Genomic DNA, 16,207 nt, shown 5'->3' on the forward strand with positions numbered 1-16,207 from the left:
CGTCCGCGGCAGGTCCGGGCCCATGTACCGCTGGTACGTGGTCTGCCTGCTGCTCATGATCTTCATCCTGTCGTATCTCGATCGCTACATCCCGACGCTGCTGATCGAGCCGATCAAGAAGTCGATGGGGCTCAGCGATTTCCAGGTCGGGCTGCTGCTCGGCCCGGCCTTCTCGCTCTTCCACGTACTCGTCGGCATTCCGCTCGGCTGGTACGCCGATCGCGCCAACCGCAAATATCTGCTGATCGCGGGCATCGTCACCTGGTGCGCGATGACGGTGGGCAGCGGGCTGGTGAACACCTTCATCCTGCTGCTGCTCTTCCGGCTGGGCCTAGGCATCGGCGAAGCGGTGGTCAGCCCCAGCGCGGTGTCGATCATCAGCGACTATTTCGACCGCAAGGATCGCGCGCGGGCGATCAGCCTGTTCATGGCCGGGCCCTATCTCGGCGCCGGGCTGGCGTTCCTCGGCGGCGGCATGCTGGTGCGCTGGCTGGAGACGCTGGGGCCGATCCAGTTCCCTTTGCTCGGCCCGATGGAGCCGTGGCACATGGCGTTCGTGCTGGTCGGCCTGCCTGGTTTCCTGTTCGCCGCGCTGATGCTCACCGTGCGCGAGCCCGAGCGGCAGGAGAAGCTCGCCCGGCAGCAGAATTTCGGCGCGGCCTTCGTCTATATCGCGAAGCGCTGGCGTGCATTCGGCGGGCTGTTCATCGGTTCGTCCTGCAACTTCGCGATCAGCACCCTCGCCTTCTGGAACATCCCCCTGTTCCAGCGGATCTGGGGCTGGAACGTTGCGGAGATCGGCGCGGTCACTGGCCTGTTCTATTTCACCGCCGGGCCGATCGGCACCGCATTGGCGGTCTGGGCGCAGCGCAAGTTCGCACAGAACCATGTCGACGGATCGATGCGCGTGCTGATCCTCGGCCTGCTGATCGGCGTGCCGGCGAGTGCGCTCTACCCAATCATGCCCAGCGCCGAATTCGCCGTCGTCCTGATGTTCGTCGCCTTTATCGGCAAGTCGGTCGCGACCGCAGGCGGACCTTCATCGATGGCGTTGATCACGCCGGGCGAGATCCGCGGCCAGTCGCTGGCGATCTACAGCACGGTGATCGCGCTGATCGGCCCGCTGTTCGGCCCACCGCTGGTCGGCTGGGCGATCGACGCGAGCGGCGATCCGAAATCGATCGGGATCATGCTGTTCGGCTTCGTGACGCTGATCGGCCTGCCTTCGATCCTGCTGATCTGGCTGGGCCTCAAACATTACCGGACAGAGGTTCAGACGCTGGAACGCACCCTCGCGCTCGAGCCGGATGCAAGCCGGCCGGCATAGCGTATCGCTGGAGGACCCCATGGATTTGACACTGGATGAACGCAGCCGGCTGGACTTCGTCCTGACCTTGCGGCGGCGATGGTCGGATACGGTCTATCCGGCGCTGCAGGCGCAAGTGGATGCCGATGGCGATGTCGCCGACATGCGCGCCGCGGCACATCGCCAGCCCGGCTATCCGTGGTTCGCGTTTCTCGAGCGTACCTCGCAGAAGATGCTGTGGCGCGACGTCACCGATGCCGTCACCGCACATCCGTCGCAGGGGCGCGGCGAAAGCAAGGGTCCCGCGACCCTGACGCTCGATCCCCAGCTTCAACTGCCGGCATGGTACACCGACTGGGACATCCACCTCCAGCCCGGCGGCGTCTGGCGCGACGATCGGTCGGCCGATGTCTATGAGTTGGGCGCGAAGCTCGTGATGCTCGGCGACAATGACGATTACACCTTCCACCGCGCCTTTACCGAGACCGCGGTGCCGCAGCGCGACTATCGCCGCATCGTCGATCTGGGCTGCGGCTTCGGCAAGTCGGCATGGCCGCTCAAGCGCCGCTTTCCCGATGCGGAGGTTATCGGCGTGGATCTCGCCGCACCGTGCCTGCGCCTTGCCCATGACCGCGCCAACGCAGCCGGGCTGGGCGTGGACTTTCGCCAGGCCGATTGCCAGTCGACCGGGCTGGCCGACGCTTCGGTGGACTTGGTCACCTCCACCATGCTGATCCACGAGATCCCGCGCCCGGCGCTGATCGCGACACTGGCCGAGGCGATGCGCATCCTTGCGCCCGGCGGGCTGCTCCGCTTCCTCGATTTCACCCGCACCGGCGATGCGTTCCGCGATCTCGCGATGATGGAGCATGGCGAACGCAACAACGAACCGTTCATGCCCGGCTCGCTTTCCGCCGACCTCCCTGCCCTGTGCACTGCGGCGGGCTTTCGCGATGCGCGCTGGGTGGCGTTCGACGAGCGCGGAGCGGGGCGCCTTCCCGCGGCCGAGTGGCCTGAGCGTGCCGAGTGGCACTTCCCATGGGCCGTGTTGGAAGCGGAGAAGCCGGCATGACGCTGCCCATGAGCGACCACAGCTATCTGGACGATGTCACGCCCGATCGGCTCGCCGCGCTGATCCTCGAACTGGCATCGCAGCTCCATGTCGAGCGTCAGCGCCGTATTGCGCTGGAGACGCTGCTCACCCGCAACGGTGTGATCGGAGACGAGATCGATGGCCTCGCCGGCGATGCGGAGATCGGCGAAAAGGGCCGCGCCGCGCTTGATCAGTCGATGCGCCGGATGCTGCGCATCATGACCGAGGCCGGAGATCCCCGCCGACCGCTATAGCGGCTCTTGTGGGCTCATGTTCGAAGACAAAGCCCCATCCGGTGACATCGCCCGGCGAAGCCAAAGTGCCGAATTGCACCCGGCTTTCACATCTGAATCGGGCGAAGGCGAGGATCATCGCCTTCGGCCACGCCTTCACGCCAATGAGTCCGCTATCTCCCCGGTCGTATGAAATGCGGTGGCGGGTTGCTTCGCGAGCCAGTCGAGCAGACTTTCCAGCGCATCGATCCGGTACGGCAACCCCATAACATAGGGCGTGACGTTCAGCGGCAGCATCCGTCCGCCGAAACGGCCGGCTTCGCCTGCCAGCAGGCGATAGGCGTCCTGCATCTGCTCGACATAGCTGTCGGCCGAGTTCTGCTGAACCGTGATGATCTGGCGGTCCGACAATTCCTGGTTGATCGGCACGTTCACGAGCGAACCGGCAGGCGTCGCGAAACGATAGGGCAGTTCGTCGTTCACCCAGTCGCACATATAGGCGAGGCCCGCTTCAGCCAGCAGCTGTGGCGTGGCGAAGGATTGCGAGCGCGCGATCGACATCCAGCCGCGCGGGCGCGTGCCCGATACCTTCTCCAGCGCGTCGAGCGACGCCGCGATCAGCGCGCGTTCCTCATCCTCGGGAAGGCCGGTCGCGATGGTGCCGTTCATGTCGGTCGAATGCGCGACGATCTCGTGCCCGGCCGTCAGGATATCCGCGATGATCGAGGGATAGCGCTCGGCAATCGCGGCGTTGGTCGCGACCGACACCCGCGCACCGACCTTCGCGAAGGCATCGAGCATCCGGTAAAAGCCGACCCGCGTGCCATATTCGCGCGACGTGTAGTGGCGGTAATCGGGATAGGGCGTAACCATATGTCCGGGCGCCCGGAACGGCTTGTCGTTCGGCAGGATCGGAAACCATTCGAGGTTGACCACGATCGCCACCGCCACGCCCTTGCCAGAAGGCCAGGCAATCGGCGCACGCTCGAACAGATTCGAGAAGGCATAGGCGTCATGATCCATCCCGCGCTTGCGCTTGGGATATTCGAGATAGCTCGGGTCCAGGCTCATGCGGGCACCTGCTGCATATAGTGATCGGCGATATCGCCGCTTCGGGTGATCCAGGCGCGGCCATCGGCGGCGATATGCTTCAGCACCTCCTCGAACGGGCCGATGCGATGCGGCTGTCCGATCAGATAGGCGTGGAGCGGGATGCACATCACCGTGCCGCCTTCGGCCGCCAGCCGCTCATATTGCCGGATCAGCGTATCGGCATATTCGCGCGGAGACATGTTGTAGACGAAGAACCCGTAATGGTCGTTCACCTCGAGGCTGTAGGGCATCGAGATCAGCCGGCCCGACTGCACATGCACCTCGCCCGGCTGGTCGTCATGATACAGGTCGCAGGTGTAGCTGAGGCCATATTCGGCGATCAGGTCGAGCGTGCGCGGGGTGTGGGTCAGCGCCGGTGCCAGCCAGCCCTTGATCGTCTGTCCGGTCGCGTCGCGCACGGTGCGGATCGAATCCTCGATCAGCGCGCGCTCCTGCGCCTCGTCCATCCCATAGCTGTAGCGGGTGTTGTAGATGCCGTGGCTGAAGAACTCCCAGCCGCGCGCATTCGCGTCCTCCACCACTTCGGGCAGATGCTGGCACATCGCCACCGACAGGCTGACCGATCCGGGAAAGCCGTGCTTGCTCATCGCCTCGGCCAGCCGCCAGTGGCCGACGCGGTTGCCGTAATCGCGATGGCCATAGCCGACCACGTCGGGATGCGGCTTCGCCCAGCTCTTGCGATGCGGATTGGCGGGCGGATCGAGTTCGTAGAATTCGATGTTGGGCGAAATCCACACCGCGACCTGCTTGCCGTCCGGCCATTCCAGCGGCGGCCGGTCGCGATAGGGGCGGAAATCGTAGAGGCCCGGATCCTTCTCGCCCTCACGCATCGGCCTGGGCCTCCAGCCAGTCGATCACGGTCTGGACCGGTTCGACATCGGCATATTTCAGCTGGAGGTCGGTCAGGTTGGCGAAGTGATAGCTCTCATGCTTGTCGGCGCACGTCTCGATCGGGACGATGGTGCGGTAGCCGCGGCTGAGGCTGTCCACCGCGGCGGCGCGGACGCAGCCCGAAGTGGAGCCGCCGGTGATCACCACCGTATCCACCTTGTGCCACACCAGCAGGCTCTGCAGCGGCGTCTCGAAGAAGGGCGACGGCATCCGCTTGGTGTAGATCGTGTCGCGCGCCGCATCGATCTCGCAGCGATCGTCGAAGGCGTGGCGGCGGCTGTCGTACTTGATGTTCTGAAGACTGTCCGGCGTATCGGTGCGCGTGCCCCACACGCCCGCATCGCTGGCATCCTCGGCATAGGCGACATGGGTCCACACCACCGGCATGCCCTTCGCCCGGGCCAGCCGCGAGATGGTGTTCACATATTCGATCTGGCGCGGATCGGTCTCATACGCGGTCTTGAACTCGTCGATGCGTGTATAGGCGTTCTGGAAATCGACGTTCACAATGGCGAGCTTGCTGCCGAAGCCGAACTTGGCGCGAGCGGGATTGGCCATCACCTCCTCGAAGATCTGGCGCGCGGTCTTGCCGTCGCTGACCATGCGCGTGCCCACCGTCTCGCTCATTACAAATACTCCATCTGACGGGCCGGCGCGAAGCCAAGCGGCAGCTTCGCATCCGGCAGGAAACCGTACATCGCCTCGCCCGGCAATGCCGCGGCGACGATCGCTCGCACCTCGATCAGCGCATCGATGTCGATGCCGGTGCGAAGCCCCATCGCCTCGAGCATGAACACCAGATCCTCGGTGACGATATTGCCGCTGGCGCCCGGCGCGAACGGACAGCCGCCCAGCCCGCCAAGCGACGCATCGAGCGTGGTCAGACCGCACTCCAGCGCCATCAGCGCGTTGGCCAGCCCCAGCCCGCGCGTATTGTGAAGATGGATACCGGTCAGTGCCCCCTCGCCCACCACGCCGCGCACCAGATGGATCATCCGCTTCACCGCCGAAGGATCGGCATAGCCCGTGGTGTCGGAAAGCCCGACCTCGTCGCATCCTGCATCCATCAGTGCCGCGGCCAAGCGAGCGATCTGCGCATCGGGGATCGCACCTTCCAGCGTGCAGCCGAACACGGTCGACAGGCTGCCCTCGAAATGCGGGCGCACATTGGCGGGCAGCGCGCGAATCATTCCGGCGATGGCGATGGCTTCGTCGATCACCTGCTCATGGGTACGGCGCAGATTGGCGAGGCTGTGAGTCTCCGACACCGACAGCGGCAGCGTGATCTTGTGTGCGCCGGCCGCGATCGCAGCCTCGGCACCGCGCGCATTGGGCACGAGCACGGCAACGGTCAGGTCGGGAATATTGCGGGCATAAGCGACCACCTCGGCGGTGTCGGCCAGTTGCGGCAGCAGCTTGGCGGGCACGAAACTGCCCACTTCGATCTCGCGCACCCCGGCTGCGGCTTCGGCAGCGATCCACGCCTTCTTCGCCTCCAGCGGCATGACCGCCTTCACGCTTTGAAGCCCGTCGCGAGGCCCCACTTCGCTAACCAGGATATCGATGGTGCCGTTTCGGTCGGTCACATTCCAGCCCTTGCTTATTTGTCCTATGTATATATCAAAATAAGCACTGTCGAGTAGGGGATGCAACAAGTGAACGACGAAAACCTCCCATTGGCCGGGATCCGGGTGGTCGAATTCTCGCACATGGTGATGGGGCCATCGGTGGGGGTCATCCTGGCCGATCTGGGTGCGGAAGTGATCAAGGTCGAGCCGCTGGGCGGCGATCCGACGCGCAAGCTGCTCGGATCGGGCGCGGGCTATTTTCCGATGTTCAATCGCAACAAGCGCAGCATCTGCCTCGACCTGAAATCAGCGGAAGGACTCGGAGTCGCCCGCCGCCTCTCGGCACGAGCGGACGTGCTGATCGAGAATTTCCGGCCGGGCACGCTGGCGAAACTGGGACTGGGCTACGAGGCGCTGGCGGCCGACAATCCCGGCCTGATCTACTGCTCGGCCAAGGGGTTTCTGAAGGGGCCGTACGAGCATCGCACCGCGCTCGATGAAGTGACCCAGATGATGGGCGGCCTCGCTTATATGACCGGCCCTCCCGGACGTCCGCTGCGCGCCGGATCGTCCGTGGTCGATATCACCGGCGGCATGTTCGGCGTGATCGGCATCCTCGCCGCGCTCGAACGCCGCCACCGCACCGGCACGGGCGGCGAGGTGAAGTGCGCGCTGTACGAGACCACGGCATTCCTCGTCGGCCAGCATATGGCGCAGAAGGCAGTGACCGGAAAAGCCGCGCAGCCGATGCCGGTCCGCGTTTCCGCCTGGGCGATCTACGACGTGTTCGAGACTGCGAATGAGGGCGAGCAACTGTTCGTCGGCGTGGTGAGCGATGGCCAGTGGAAGACGTTCTGCGACGCCTTCGGGCTGACCGAACTGGGCGCCAATCCCGACTTTGCGATCAACAACCAGCGCGTGCTGGCGCGCGATGCGATCCTGCCGCAGGTGCGCGCGCTGTTCGGTTCGATGCCGCGCGAGGCGCTGGTCGAGAAGCTCGAATCGCTCGGCCTGCCCTTCGCGCCGATCGCGCGGCCCGACGAACTATTCGACGATCCGCATCTGGTCCAGTCGGGCGGCCTGATCGATGTGCAGATCCCCGATGGCGAGGCGACTCGCCTGCCCGGCCTGCCGATCGAATTCGACGGCGAGCGCATGGCGCTGCAGCGCGACATTCCGGCAGTGAACCAGCACGCCGAAGCGATCCTGCGCGAGCTGGGCTATACCGAGGCGGAGATCGGCGCGCTGGCCTGACCGGCCAGCCCGCTGTGCAGGTCGAAGCTCAGGCGGTAGCGGTCGGCGCGATAGCTGGCGACGGTGCGCAGGATCGGCATGCCGCCCTCGCCGGTCACCACCCGCTCGATCCGCAAAACTGCGGCGCGCGGCTCGATGGTCAGGCTGGTCGCCAGCACCGGATCGGCCGAGAGGGCCGAGATGGTCTGGCGCCCTCCGGCGATGCGGCAGCCAAGGTCGCGCATCACCGCAAGGATCGGCTTGGCCTCGAGCACCGCGCGGTCGATCCGCCCCTGTGCCACCACGGCAGGGATATGGCTCACCACTTCGCCCACCGGTTCGCCATCGAGCATGCGCAAGCGAACCGCGCGGACCACCTCGTCGCCCTCCCCGATCCCCAGCACGCTCGCGACTTCGGCATCGGCGGGCACCTGCTCGACCGAGATCACGCGGACCTGCGTATCGCGACCGAACGCCAGCAGCGCTTCGACCGCCTGTTCCAGATTGGCCTCGATCGGTGCAGTCGCACCGCGATAGGTCACGCGAGTGCCGATCCTGCGACGGCGCTCGACCAGGGCATGTTCCGCAAGCTCGTCGAGCGCGCGGCGGGCGGTGATCCGCGATACATCGTACAGTGCGGCCAGCTCGTGCTCGGTGGGCAGGATCGTGCCCTCGGCCCGCGCGCCGGTGAGTATCTCGTCGCGGAGCGCCAGGAATATCTGATGATAGAGCGGCACCGCGTCGCCGCGTGCGAGTTCACCGATCCCGTTCATTCACCCGCCCCTTTGTTATGACGACATAGCAAAATATGCGCCTCGCGCTATCGAAGATCGACGGGAGGCAACCATCTGGTCGCCGACCCCGGACCGGCATGGCCCGACGCAAAATGGGCCGCTCCCGATACTCTGGAAGCGGCCCGTGCCCGAACGCGGCTCGTCTCGCGCTCAGGCTTTCTCGGTTTCCAGTTCCTCGTGCAGTTCTTCCGAGCTGCGCTCGTTCGCGACGGCAGCTTCCACCGCTTCGGCTTCCTGCTGGATGATGCGGAAGATCCGGGCGACATATTCCTGGTTCCATAGCCCGCGTTCGGCATGATCGGTTTCGGAAGGCACGAAATTGTCGATTTCGTCCTGCGCGACCACGCCTTTGGCGGCCAGCAGCCGCTCGACCGTGTCGAGCCGCTGGCGGGTCACCGCCAGTTCGGCCGACACCGCCAGCGTGATCGCCAGCACGCGCTCGACTTCGGGCGTGAAGGAATAGGGGCGCTTGCCCGCGGGCTTCGCCGATGCCTTGGCGATGGCGTCCTGAATGCTCATGTCGTCGTAATCCTTACTTCTGCGCGCCGGCGAGCTGGACACCGAAATCGGTCGAGCTTTCGGGCGGGAAGCGGCCGTCCAGCACGCGGGTCCGGTCCTCGTCGCCCCAATAGCGATCGAAGATCGGCGCGGCGTAGAAGAAGCTCTCCTCGGCGAAACCCGCTTCCTTGAGATAGTCGTGCTGGTCGAGATCGCGCAGCGACTTCCAGAACGGCTCGTTGTTGAAATAGCTGTCCCAGTCGCGCACCGCCTGGGTGCACAGACTGACGGCCGATGTGTTGCCGGTCACATCGGCATGGGCGACCACGCCGCCCTTGCGCAGCAGCCGGTGCGTCTCGGCAAAGATCTTGCGCAGCGCCGGGAACGACACTTCGTGCAGTAGCGTCAGCGAAGTGATGAGATCAACGCTACCATCCTCGAACATCGACAGGTCGGTCGCGTCCGCCTGGACGAACTTGATATTCTCGACGCCGAGCGATTTTGCGCGGGCCAGACCGTAGCGCAGCATCGGTGCGCCGACATCGATCGCGATCACTTCAGCATCGGGGAAGGCGCGCGCGATCGACAGCGCGTTATGGCCTAGCGTGCTGCCCAGATCGACGATCCGCCTGGGGTTCAGGTCGGGGAAGCGCTGCTTGATGGCACGCGCGATGCTGCCGCCCATGCCGTCCAGCCACGGCTCGTCCGCGCCGCCCAGCGTGACGAAGAAGCCGCAATCGTAATTGGCGGCATTGGTCACATCGCCGGGGAAATTCTCCTCATAATAGCTGCCCGGCATGCAGTGATGGTGCACGTCGGTCAGATAATGCGGGATCTTCAGCTCCGGGTTGAGCTGGAGGCGCGGATCGCCGTCGGTCAGCGCCGCGGCCTTGGCGGCGAGTTCCTCGGCCTGGCGCAGCGCGACCCAGCGGCCGGCCTGCTGGCGTTGTTCCATGTTCAGGCGGCGCAGGCCCGAATAATATTGGAACATCGGCTCGCTGGCGAGCGCCTTGCGTACTTCGGAACGGTTGGCTGGCTTGCGGCCATGTTCGCGCTCGAACTTGGGCTCGACGCGCGCTTCATAGGCGTCCTCGATACGCGGCTGGATGTTGCCGCGAATGTAGCGATTCACGTGAGCGAGATAGTTGAAGCGCTCGCACTCGTCGTGATTGGTCTCGGGAAAGACGGCGTGGCGGCCCTGGGTGCGATAGTCGCGCGGGCCGGTATAGGACGCCGCCCTGCCTTCGGTCTTTTCGGAAACTGCCATCTTCAACTCCTGAACTGTGCAACCCGTCATCTTTTATCGTACGCTTGAACCCGCCTTCATCATCGCCTCGACATGCGCGACGAACGCCTTGCGACCCCATAGCAGCAGCCCGACCGACAGTGGCGTCACCGCGATCGAGACGATGTTGAGCGAATGGCGCAGCGCCATCGGATCGTGGAAGACATAGTCGTTCATCAGCGGGATCAGCACCGGCACGATGCCGATCCCGACCATGTTGGCACTCAGCAGATAGGTCGCCACCGCCTGCGACCGCATCGTCGGCGGCGCGGCCAGGCTGACGCAAGGGTGCGCCACGCCGAACGCCACGGCCAGGGTGAACGACTTGATCGCCATCATGCCCATCGACAGCCAGGCATTGTCGGTGAGGAACATGATAATCCCCATCGGCAGCATCGCCAGCATCGCGCCGACTGCGATCAGGATGTTGGCATCCTCGCGTCCGCGACGGCGCAACTCGTCGGCCATCCAGCCACCCGCGATGGCACCGGTGGTGCCCAGCGTGATCGAGATGATGCCGATCGCCACCCCGACATCGGCCGTGCTCCAGCCATAGGTGCGCATGAAGAAGCTGGGCGTCCAGGTGGTCACGCCGCCGATCGTCGAGATCATTGCGAAGCCCAGGATCGGCACCAGCACCGCGCGCTTGTGCCGCCAGATATAGGCTGCCGCTTCGCGCCCGCTTTGCGCCTTCTCCCCCCGGCTGCGATGGACCCGCACCGGCTCACGCATGGTCGCCATGATGACGAAGGCGAGCAGGATTCCGGGCAGCGAGATGATGACGAACGCGGTCTGCCACGGCGCCAGCGCACCGATGCCCGGCAGCACCACATCGGGAATCCCGGTCAGCCACAGCATCAGCAACCCGCCCGCGAGCGGCGCGAAGCTGCCCCCGAAGATGCCCCCCGCGGTAAACGCACTGACCGATCGGCTCATCCGCTCACGCGGGACGATATCGCCGATGATCGAGACCCCCGCGGGCACCAACGCCGCCTCGCCCAGCCCCACGCCCATCCGCGCCGCGCCCAGCGTCAGGAAGTTCTTCCCCAGCCCGAACAGCGCAGTACATGCCGACCAGAACAGCATCCCCGCGATGATGATCCGCTTGCGGTTCCAGCTGTCGGCCAGCCGCGCGATGGGCAGCGATACCGTGCTGTAGAAGATGATGAAGGCCGGGCCGATCATCAGCCCGATCTGCGTATCGGTCAGGTGCAAGGTCGCCTTGATCGGATCGATCACCAGCGAGATGAAGCCGCGGTCGAAAAACGACACCGCATTCGCCGCCGCCAGCAGGAACACGACATAGGCGGCGTTGGTTGCCCCGCCACGCGGCGCATTGGCCGCGTCGGGTTCCATCGGCGCGGTGGCTTCGGTAACGCCGCCCGCCATATCCTCGGCAATGGTCGCCGCACTCATAGACTCGCCTCCGCGATACGATCGGAGAAATTCCGGCCTAGGCCGGTCCGGCGGCCATCGCACGACCAAATCGTGGCGCGGACATGTGCAGTTATTGCACACGCAAAGCGCAAGGCGCCGGGATCAGAGAACCGCGACACAATCCACCTCGACCTTCATGCCGACCAGCAAAGGCGCGCCGATCGTGGTGCGGGCCGGAAACGGCTCGACCACGTAATCGCGATAGACTCGGTTCACCGTCTCGAAATCGGAGAGATCAGCAAGGTAGATGCCGACGCGGGCCACATTCGCCCAGGTCGCACCGGCATTGGCCAGCGCGCGGGTGAGATTGTCGAGCGCGAGGCGCGCCTGCTGTTCCGCGCTTTCCAGCACGAACTCGCCGGTCGCCGGATCCTGCGGCCCCTGGCCCGACAGAAAGACCATGCGGCCTTCCGCGATCATGCCGGTCGAGAACGGGCCGACCGCACGCGGCATGCCTTCGGACGATACGGGTTCGCGGGTCATATGCAGGTCGCCAGCGTTTCGCGCATATAGACCGATATCTCGCTGACATGGCGCTCGACGCTGCGCAGCGAGATGCCCAGACGGCTGGCGATGTCGCTGTTGCGCACCCCGCCCATACGGCTCAGCACATAGATTTCGCGATGCTTGGGCCGCAGCCGATCCATCGCGCGGTTTACCGCTTCGCGGCCCTCGCGCGCCTGAAGCACATGTTCCTGAAGCGGCGGTTCGTACCGGCCGAGCAGTTGCACGCCGATCTCGGCCAGAGCGCGATCGCGCACCATCGCGTGGCGATGCCGGTCGTGGATCAGGTTGCGTGCCATGCTGACCAGATAGGCGCGGCGCGATTCCGCCTGACGGACCGCATGGCTGTTCTGGATCAGCCGCAGGTACAGGTCCTGCAACACATCCTCCGCTTCGCTCGCGTCGCGAATGCGCGACAGGATGAATCGCCGCAATGCGGGCCCGTCCTCGCGCATGACATCCTTCAGCAATGCCCGCGTATTTCCCGACGGATCGGCGACTGCCTCACCGGTTTCGATAACCTTTAAACCGCCCATGCGCTGACCCTCCCGGCACCATGGCCGGTGCCGATCGCATAAAGTGGGAACCCATTGCGACGTCGGGGTTTTTTCCGATCGCGCAATTAGGTTTAACGTTTGCGTAACGTACGTGAAGCACCCCCACTGTCAAGGCTTTGTCATGAAAAATGTGGGGGCGTGAAATTCACCGTGCGCGACAGGCACTTGGCCGCGATTTCGCAGGAAAGCGGATGCCAGAAACGCAGACTATTAAACAAAAGGCACCGCGACTCGCCGTGTGGCGAACGATTCAGTCGCGGCGCGAAGTCGAGGATGCGCGGACGATCAACTCGACCGGCAGCACGATCTCGCCGGGGGCTGCATCATTGTCGAGCCGCTGGATCAGCCGCCGCGCGGCATATTGGCCCATCGCGTAACGCGGCTTGCGCACCGACGTCAGCGCAGGATCGGCGATGTCGGCGAACATGCTGTCGTCGAAGCTGGCCACGGCGATATCGCCCGGGACGGCCAGCCCGCGTTCCTCCAGGCACTTCAGCACGCCGAACGCCAATATATCAGATCCGCAGAAGATGCCGGTGAAGCGCCCGCCGGCCCGATCGAGCAGTGCTGCGCAGGCCGCATGCCCCGCCTGCCAGCTGAATTCGTCGCGATGCTCGACCAGATCGGCATCGTACGCGATGCCCGCCTCGGCCAGCGCATCGGCATAGCCTTCGCGGCGGCGCGCCATCGCGGCGTGATCCGAAGGCCCGCCGACGAACGCGATGCCGCGATGGCCCAACCCGAGCAGGTGATCGACCGCGAGCAGCCCGCCGCGTTCCTCATCGGCGAGTATGAAGTCGGCGTCGATCCCCTCCAGCCGCCGGTTCACCACCATCAGCGGCAATGGCAATGGCTGGGCCGGTGGCGCCACGGGATCGCTATGTTCGATGGTGACGACGAGCGCATCGGCGCGGATCTTGTGCCCGGCCTCGAGCAGGCTGGTGCCCTCGGCCAGGAAGTAATCCTCGGAATAGACGGTGAGCGAATAACCGCTCTTGGCCAGTTCCTCGACCAGTCCGCGCATCACATCGGCCTGAAGCTGGCTGGGATAGCCGCGCGCATCCTTGGGCACGATATAGCCGATCGAGAAGACCCGGCCGGTGGACAAGGCCGCGCCCGCCTTGTTGGGCACATAGCCGTGAAGCTCGGCGGCCTTGCGGATGCGATCGCGCGTCTCTTCGGACATGCCGCCCTTGGACCGCAGCGCACGCGAAATGGTGGTCGGCGACACGCCCAGCTTGTCGGCGAGGTCGATGATCGTGATCCGGCGATTGTCGCCCGTGCCCGTCGATCTTGGCCTGGCCAACCGATTCCCCTGTCGTGAATGCGCCCTTATCGCCTGTCCCTAGCATCTCGCCTTGGGCAGGCAAGCGCGGGGCATCGCTGCCCCGCGCTCCCGTCCTCAGAAATTGAGGCCGAACTTTACCGACCAGGTCGCACCCGGCGCATACCAGCGCACCGCGCTGCGCGTCGTGCCCAACAAGGTCGAGGTGTTGAAATAGGTCGTGTCGGTCAGGTTGCGGCCTGCCAGCTCGACCATCCAGCCGTCGCCGGGACGGCGATAGGCGATGCGCGCATCGACCGTCTGGTACGCCGGCTGAAGGTGGAACGGATCGTTCGGCAGGATCTTCTGGTCTTTGCCGGTGGCGGTGAACACCACGCCCAGATCGATCCGGTCGCCATTGCCCATCTCGACTTCGTAGGTCGGCGAGAGCCGCAGCTGATAGTCGGGCAGGTTCTTCTGGCGATCGGTGAGCAACGGCACGCCACCGCCCGCCGGGACCCGCTTGAACTTCGAGTCCGAGACGGTGAACGCGCCGAACAGCGAGAAGCCCTGGAACGGCGTGAAGGTGAACTCGGTCTCGATACCGCGGGTGCGCAGATCGGCCGAATTGACCACGATCGAGCCGCCCGTCGTGCTGCTCAGATTGAGCTGCAGATCGTTATACTCGTTCTGGTACGCCGCGATGTTCACCGTCAGCAGGCGATCGAACAATTCGCTCTTGAAGCCCAGTTCCCAGGCGGTGACGATTTCGGGCGGGATCGCCGCCAGTGCCGTCGCTGCGGTGGGATAGGGTTGGAACGCGCCGGCCTTGTAGCCCTTCGACCAGGTCGCATAGACGTTCAGCCGGGGGCTGACCTTGTACGCGACGTTCACCTTGGGCGAGAAATTGTCGAAATTGACATCGCCGCTGGCCACCGTCGCCGCACCGCCGCGCTCGATCTTCTTCGAGTCATAGGTGTAGCGGCCACCCAGCGTGATCGTCAGCGGATCGAACGGGGTGAAATACGCCTCGCCATAAGCGCTGTAGCTGTCGGTGGTCTGGATCGAGATATAGGCCAGATCGGTCTTGGTGATCGGCGGCGGCGTGGTCGGCGTCGTCGTCGACGGCGTGATCAGGAAGTGCGGAATGCTGTCCGAATGCTCGCGGAAATAGAACAGACCGCCGACGAAGTTGAACGGACCGTCCAGCGCCGAGACGAACTGCAGCTCCTGGCTGAACTGATTGGTCTTCAGATCGGTGAACAGGTCGTTGCCGATCGGCGACGATCCGAAGTCATAGGCCGATTTGAAGGTCAGCGCGCGATAGGCGGTGATCGACGACAGCGTACCCGCGCCCAGATCCCATTCCGCCGTCAGCGACGCGCCGCCGCCATCATAGCGATTGATGTCCGCCATGTCGGGCGCAGCCTTGTAGAGCGAGCCGTAGAGCGGGACCGGATTGGCCGGATTGGTGATGTTGAACGGCGTGCCCGACTGAAGGCCCGAGCGATCCTTGGCATAATCGGCCGTGGCGAACAGCGTGAAGCTGTCGCTGACCTTCCACAGTGCCGTGGCGCGTGCCGCGGTCGTGCTCTTGCGGCCCAGATGCTCGCCTGACACGGCATGGGTGTAATAGCCATCGTTGGTGAGGTTCAGCGCGCTGAAGGTCACCGCGAACTCGTCCGACAGCGGCACGTTCACGCTGCCGCGGAAATCGAGCCGGTTGAAGCTGCCCAGCGTCAGATCGCCATTGAAATGCACGCCGTCAAAGGTCGGGCGCTTGGTCACCAGCTTCACCGCGCCACCCGGCGTGTTGCGGCCATAGAGCGTGCCCTGCGGCCCGCGCAGCACTTCGACGCGCTCGAAATTGTTCATGTCGACGAGCGAGCCGATCGAGCGGCCGAGATAGACGCCGTCGAGATAGATGCCAACGCCGGGCTCGTTCAGCGCGTTCGAGTTATCCTGGCCGATGCCGCGGATGAACACGGTCGCGCCGTTCGAGCTGCCCTGGTTGGCCGCGACGATCAGGCTGGGAACGGCGGGACCGACGTCCAGCAGGCCGCCGATCTGCTGACGCTCGAGCGCATCGGTACCCAGCGCGGTGACCGCGATCGGCACGTCCTGCAGGCTTTCGTCACGCTTGCGAGCGGTGACGACGATCACATTGTCTTCGGAAACCTCGTCGCTGGCCTGAACCGCCACCGGGGCGGCATCCTGCGCCCAGGCCATGGCTGGTGCGGTGAGACCGGTCGCGAGACATCCGAAATAGAGAACAGACTTCTTCATGTAGACCCCTTCCCTGAAGCAAGTGCCGCCCGCTTTTGTTTTGGACCTCATGGCCCGACGGCGCTCACTTTCATTGACGAGGCAGAGAAGGCGATCCGCCAAAAATTTGTAATAATCATAGAACATATGCGACCTGCACTTTTAT

Annotated in this window: 16 protein-coding genes; 4 read left to right on the plus strand and 12 right to left on the minus strand. The window is 64.7% G+C overall.

Annotated features, from left to right (window positions below; translation table 11 throughout):
• The first annotated feature begins 22 nt into the window (after positions 1–22).
• The 3 genes from P1X14_RS09800 to P1X14_RS09810 are packed head-to-tail and all read left to right on the plus strand — an operon-like array spanning position 23 to position 2,653.
• Positions 23–1,327 carry an MFS transporter gene (locus P1X14_RS09800; RefSeq protein WP_277315165.1) on the plus strand — a complete coding sequence of 435 codons (1,305 nt, stop codon included), beginning with the start codon at positions 23–25 and terminating at the stop codon, positions 1,325–1,327.
• 19 nt (positions 1,328–1,346) lie between these two features.
• A complete protein-coding gene (locus P1X14_RS09805; RefSeq protein ID WP_277315166.1) occupies positions 1,347–2,378 on the plus strand; it encodes a class I SAM-dependent methyltransferase in 1,032 nt (343 codons plus the stop codon).
• Positions 2,375–2,653 carry a hypothetical protein gene (locus P1X14_RS09810; RefSeq protein WP_277315167.1) on the plus strand — a complete coding sequence of 93 codons (279 nt, stop codon included), beginning with the start codon at positions 2,375–2,377 and terminating at the stop codon, positions 2,651–2,653. Before P1X14_RS09805 ends, P1X14_RS09810 begins: the two co-directional genes overlap by 4 nt.
• Before the next feature lie 135 nt (positions 2,654–2,788).
• Here P1X14_RS09810 and P1X14_RS09815 read toward each other — a convergent pair whose 3' ends face one another.
• The 4 genes from P1X14_RS09815 to P1X14_RS09830 are packed head-to-tail and all read right to left on the minus strand — an operon-like array spanning position 2,789 to position 6,222.
• Complete coding sequence (locus tag P1X14_RS09815; RefSeq protein ID WP_277315168.1) at positions 2,789–3,703, minus strand: polysaccharide deacetylase family protein; 915 nt, start codon at positions 3,701–3,703, stop codon at positions 2,789–2,791.
• Positions 3,700–4,575, minus strand: coding sequence for a polysaccharide deacetylase family protein (locus P1X14_RS09820; protein ID WP_277315169.1), 876 nt, complete (start codon positions 4,573–4,575; stop codon positions 3,700–3,702). Before P1X14_RS09820 ends, P1X14_RS09815 begins: the two co-directional genes overlap by 4 nt.
• A complete protein-coding gene (locus P1X14_RS09825; protein ID WP_277315170.1) occupies positions 4,568–5,263 on the minus strand; it encodes an isochorismatase family protein in 696 nt (231 codons plus the stop codon). Before P1X14_RS09825 ends, P1X14_RS09820 begins: the two co-directional genes overlap by 8 nt.
• Entirely contained in the window at positions 5,263–6,222 is a 960-nt protein-coding gene (locus P1X14_RS09830; RefSeq protein WP_277315171.1) for a hydroxymethylglutaryl-CoA lyase, read from the minus strand. The genes P1X14_RS09825 and P1X14_RS09830 overlap by 1 nt, the downstream gene beginning before the upstream one ends.
• A 60-nt stretch (positions 6,223–6,282) precedes the next feature.
• Between P1X14_RS09830 and P1X14_RS09835 the strand changes: the two genes are divergently transcribed.
• A complete protein-coding gene (locus P1X14_RS09835) occupies positions 6,283–7,458 on the plus strand; it encodes a CaiB/BaiF CoA-transferase family protein (protein ID WP_277315172.1) in 1,176 nt (391 codons plus the stop codon).
• On the opposite strand, the gene P1X14_RS09840 is transcribed toward P1X14_RS09835, so the two are convergent.
• The 8 genes from P1X14_RS09840 to P1X14_RS09875 all read right to left on the minus strand — a co-directional run bounded on the left by P1X14_RS09840 (position 7,425) and on the right by P1X14_RS09875 (position 16,062).
• Complete coding sequence (locus tag P1X14_RS09840) at positions 7,425–8,210, minus strand: GntR family transcriptional regulator (protein WP_277315173.1); 786 nt, start codon at positions 8,208–8,210, stop codon at positions 7,425–7,427. The genes P1X14_RS09835 and P1X14_RS09840 overlap by 34 nt on opposite strands.
• Positions 8,211–8,381: 171 nt before the next feature.
• The gene (locus P1X14_RS09845) at positions 8,382–8,750 is read right to left on the minus strand and encodes a hypothetical protein (RefSeq protein WP_277315174.1); all 369 of its coding nucleotides are present in this window, start codon (positions 8,748–8,750) and stop codon (positions 8,382–8,384) included.
• A 13-nt stretch (positions 8,751–8,763) separates the two neighbouring features.
• Positions 8,764–9,996 carry a class I SAM-dependent methyltransferase gene (locus P1X14_RS09850; protein ID WP_277315175.1) on the minus strand — a complete coding sequence of 411 codons (1,233 nt, stop codon included), beginning with the start codon at positions 9,994–9,996 and terminating at the stop codon, positions 8,764–8,766.
• Between the two features lie 33 nt (positions 9,997–10,029).
• Positions 10,030–11,430 carry an MFS transporter gene (locus P1X14_RS09855; protein ID WP_277315176.1) on the minus strand — a complete coding sequence of 467 codons (1,401 nt, stop codon included), beginning with the start codon at positions 11,428–11,430 and terminating at the stop codon, positions 10,030–10,032.
• A 123-nt stretch (positions 11,431–11,553) separates the two neighbouring features.
• A complete protein-coding gene (locus P1X14_RS09860; RefSeq protein WP_277315177.1) occupies positions 11,554–11,934 on the minus strand; it encodes a Rid family hydrolase in 381 nt (126 codons plus the stop codon).
• Positions 11,931–12,491, minus strand: a complete 561-nt coding sequence (locus P1X14_RS09865; RefSeq protein WP_277315178.1) for a sigma-70 family RNA polymerase sigma factor — start codon at positions 12,489–12,491, stop codon at positions 11,931–11,933. Before P1X14_RS09865 ends, P1X14_RS09860 begins: the two co-directional genes overlap by 4 nt.
• A gap of 271 nt (positions 12,492–12,762) precedes the next feature.
• On the minus strand, positions 12,763–13,818 hold the full coding sequence (locus P1X14_RS09870) for a LacI family DNA-binding transcriptional regulator (protein ID WP_277315179.1): 1,056 nt from the start codon (positions 13,816–13,818) through the stop codon (positions 12,763–12,765).
• Between the two features lie 96 nt (positions 13,819–13,914).
• On the minus strand, positions 13,915–16,062 hold the full coding sequence (locus tag P1X14_RS09875; RefSeq protein WP_277315180.1) for a TonB-dependent receptor: 2,148 nt from the start codon (positions 16,060–16,062) through the stop codon (positions 13,915–13,917).
• Positions 16,063–16,207: the final 145 nt, after the last annotated feature.

The organism is Sphingomonas sp. AOB5, from assembly GCF_029433115.1.
In the GTDB taxonomy this organism is placed as follows: Bacteria; Pseudomonadota; Alphaproteobacteria; order Sphingomonadales; family Sphingomonadaceae; genus Sphingomonas.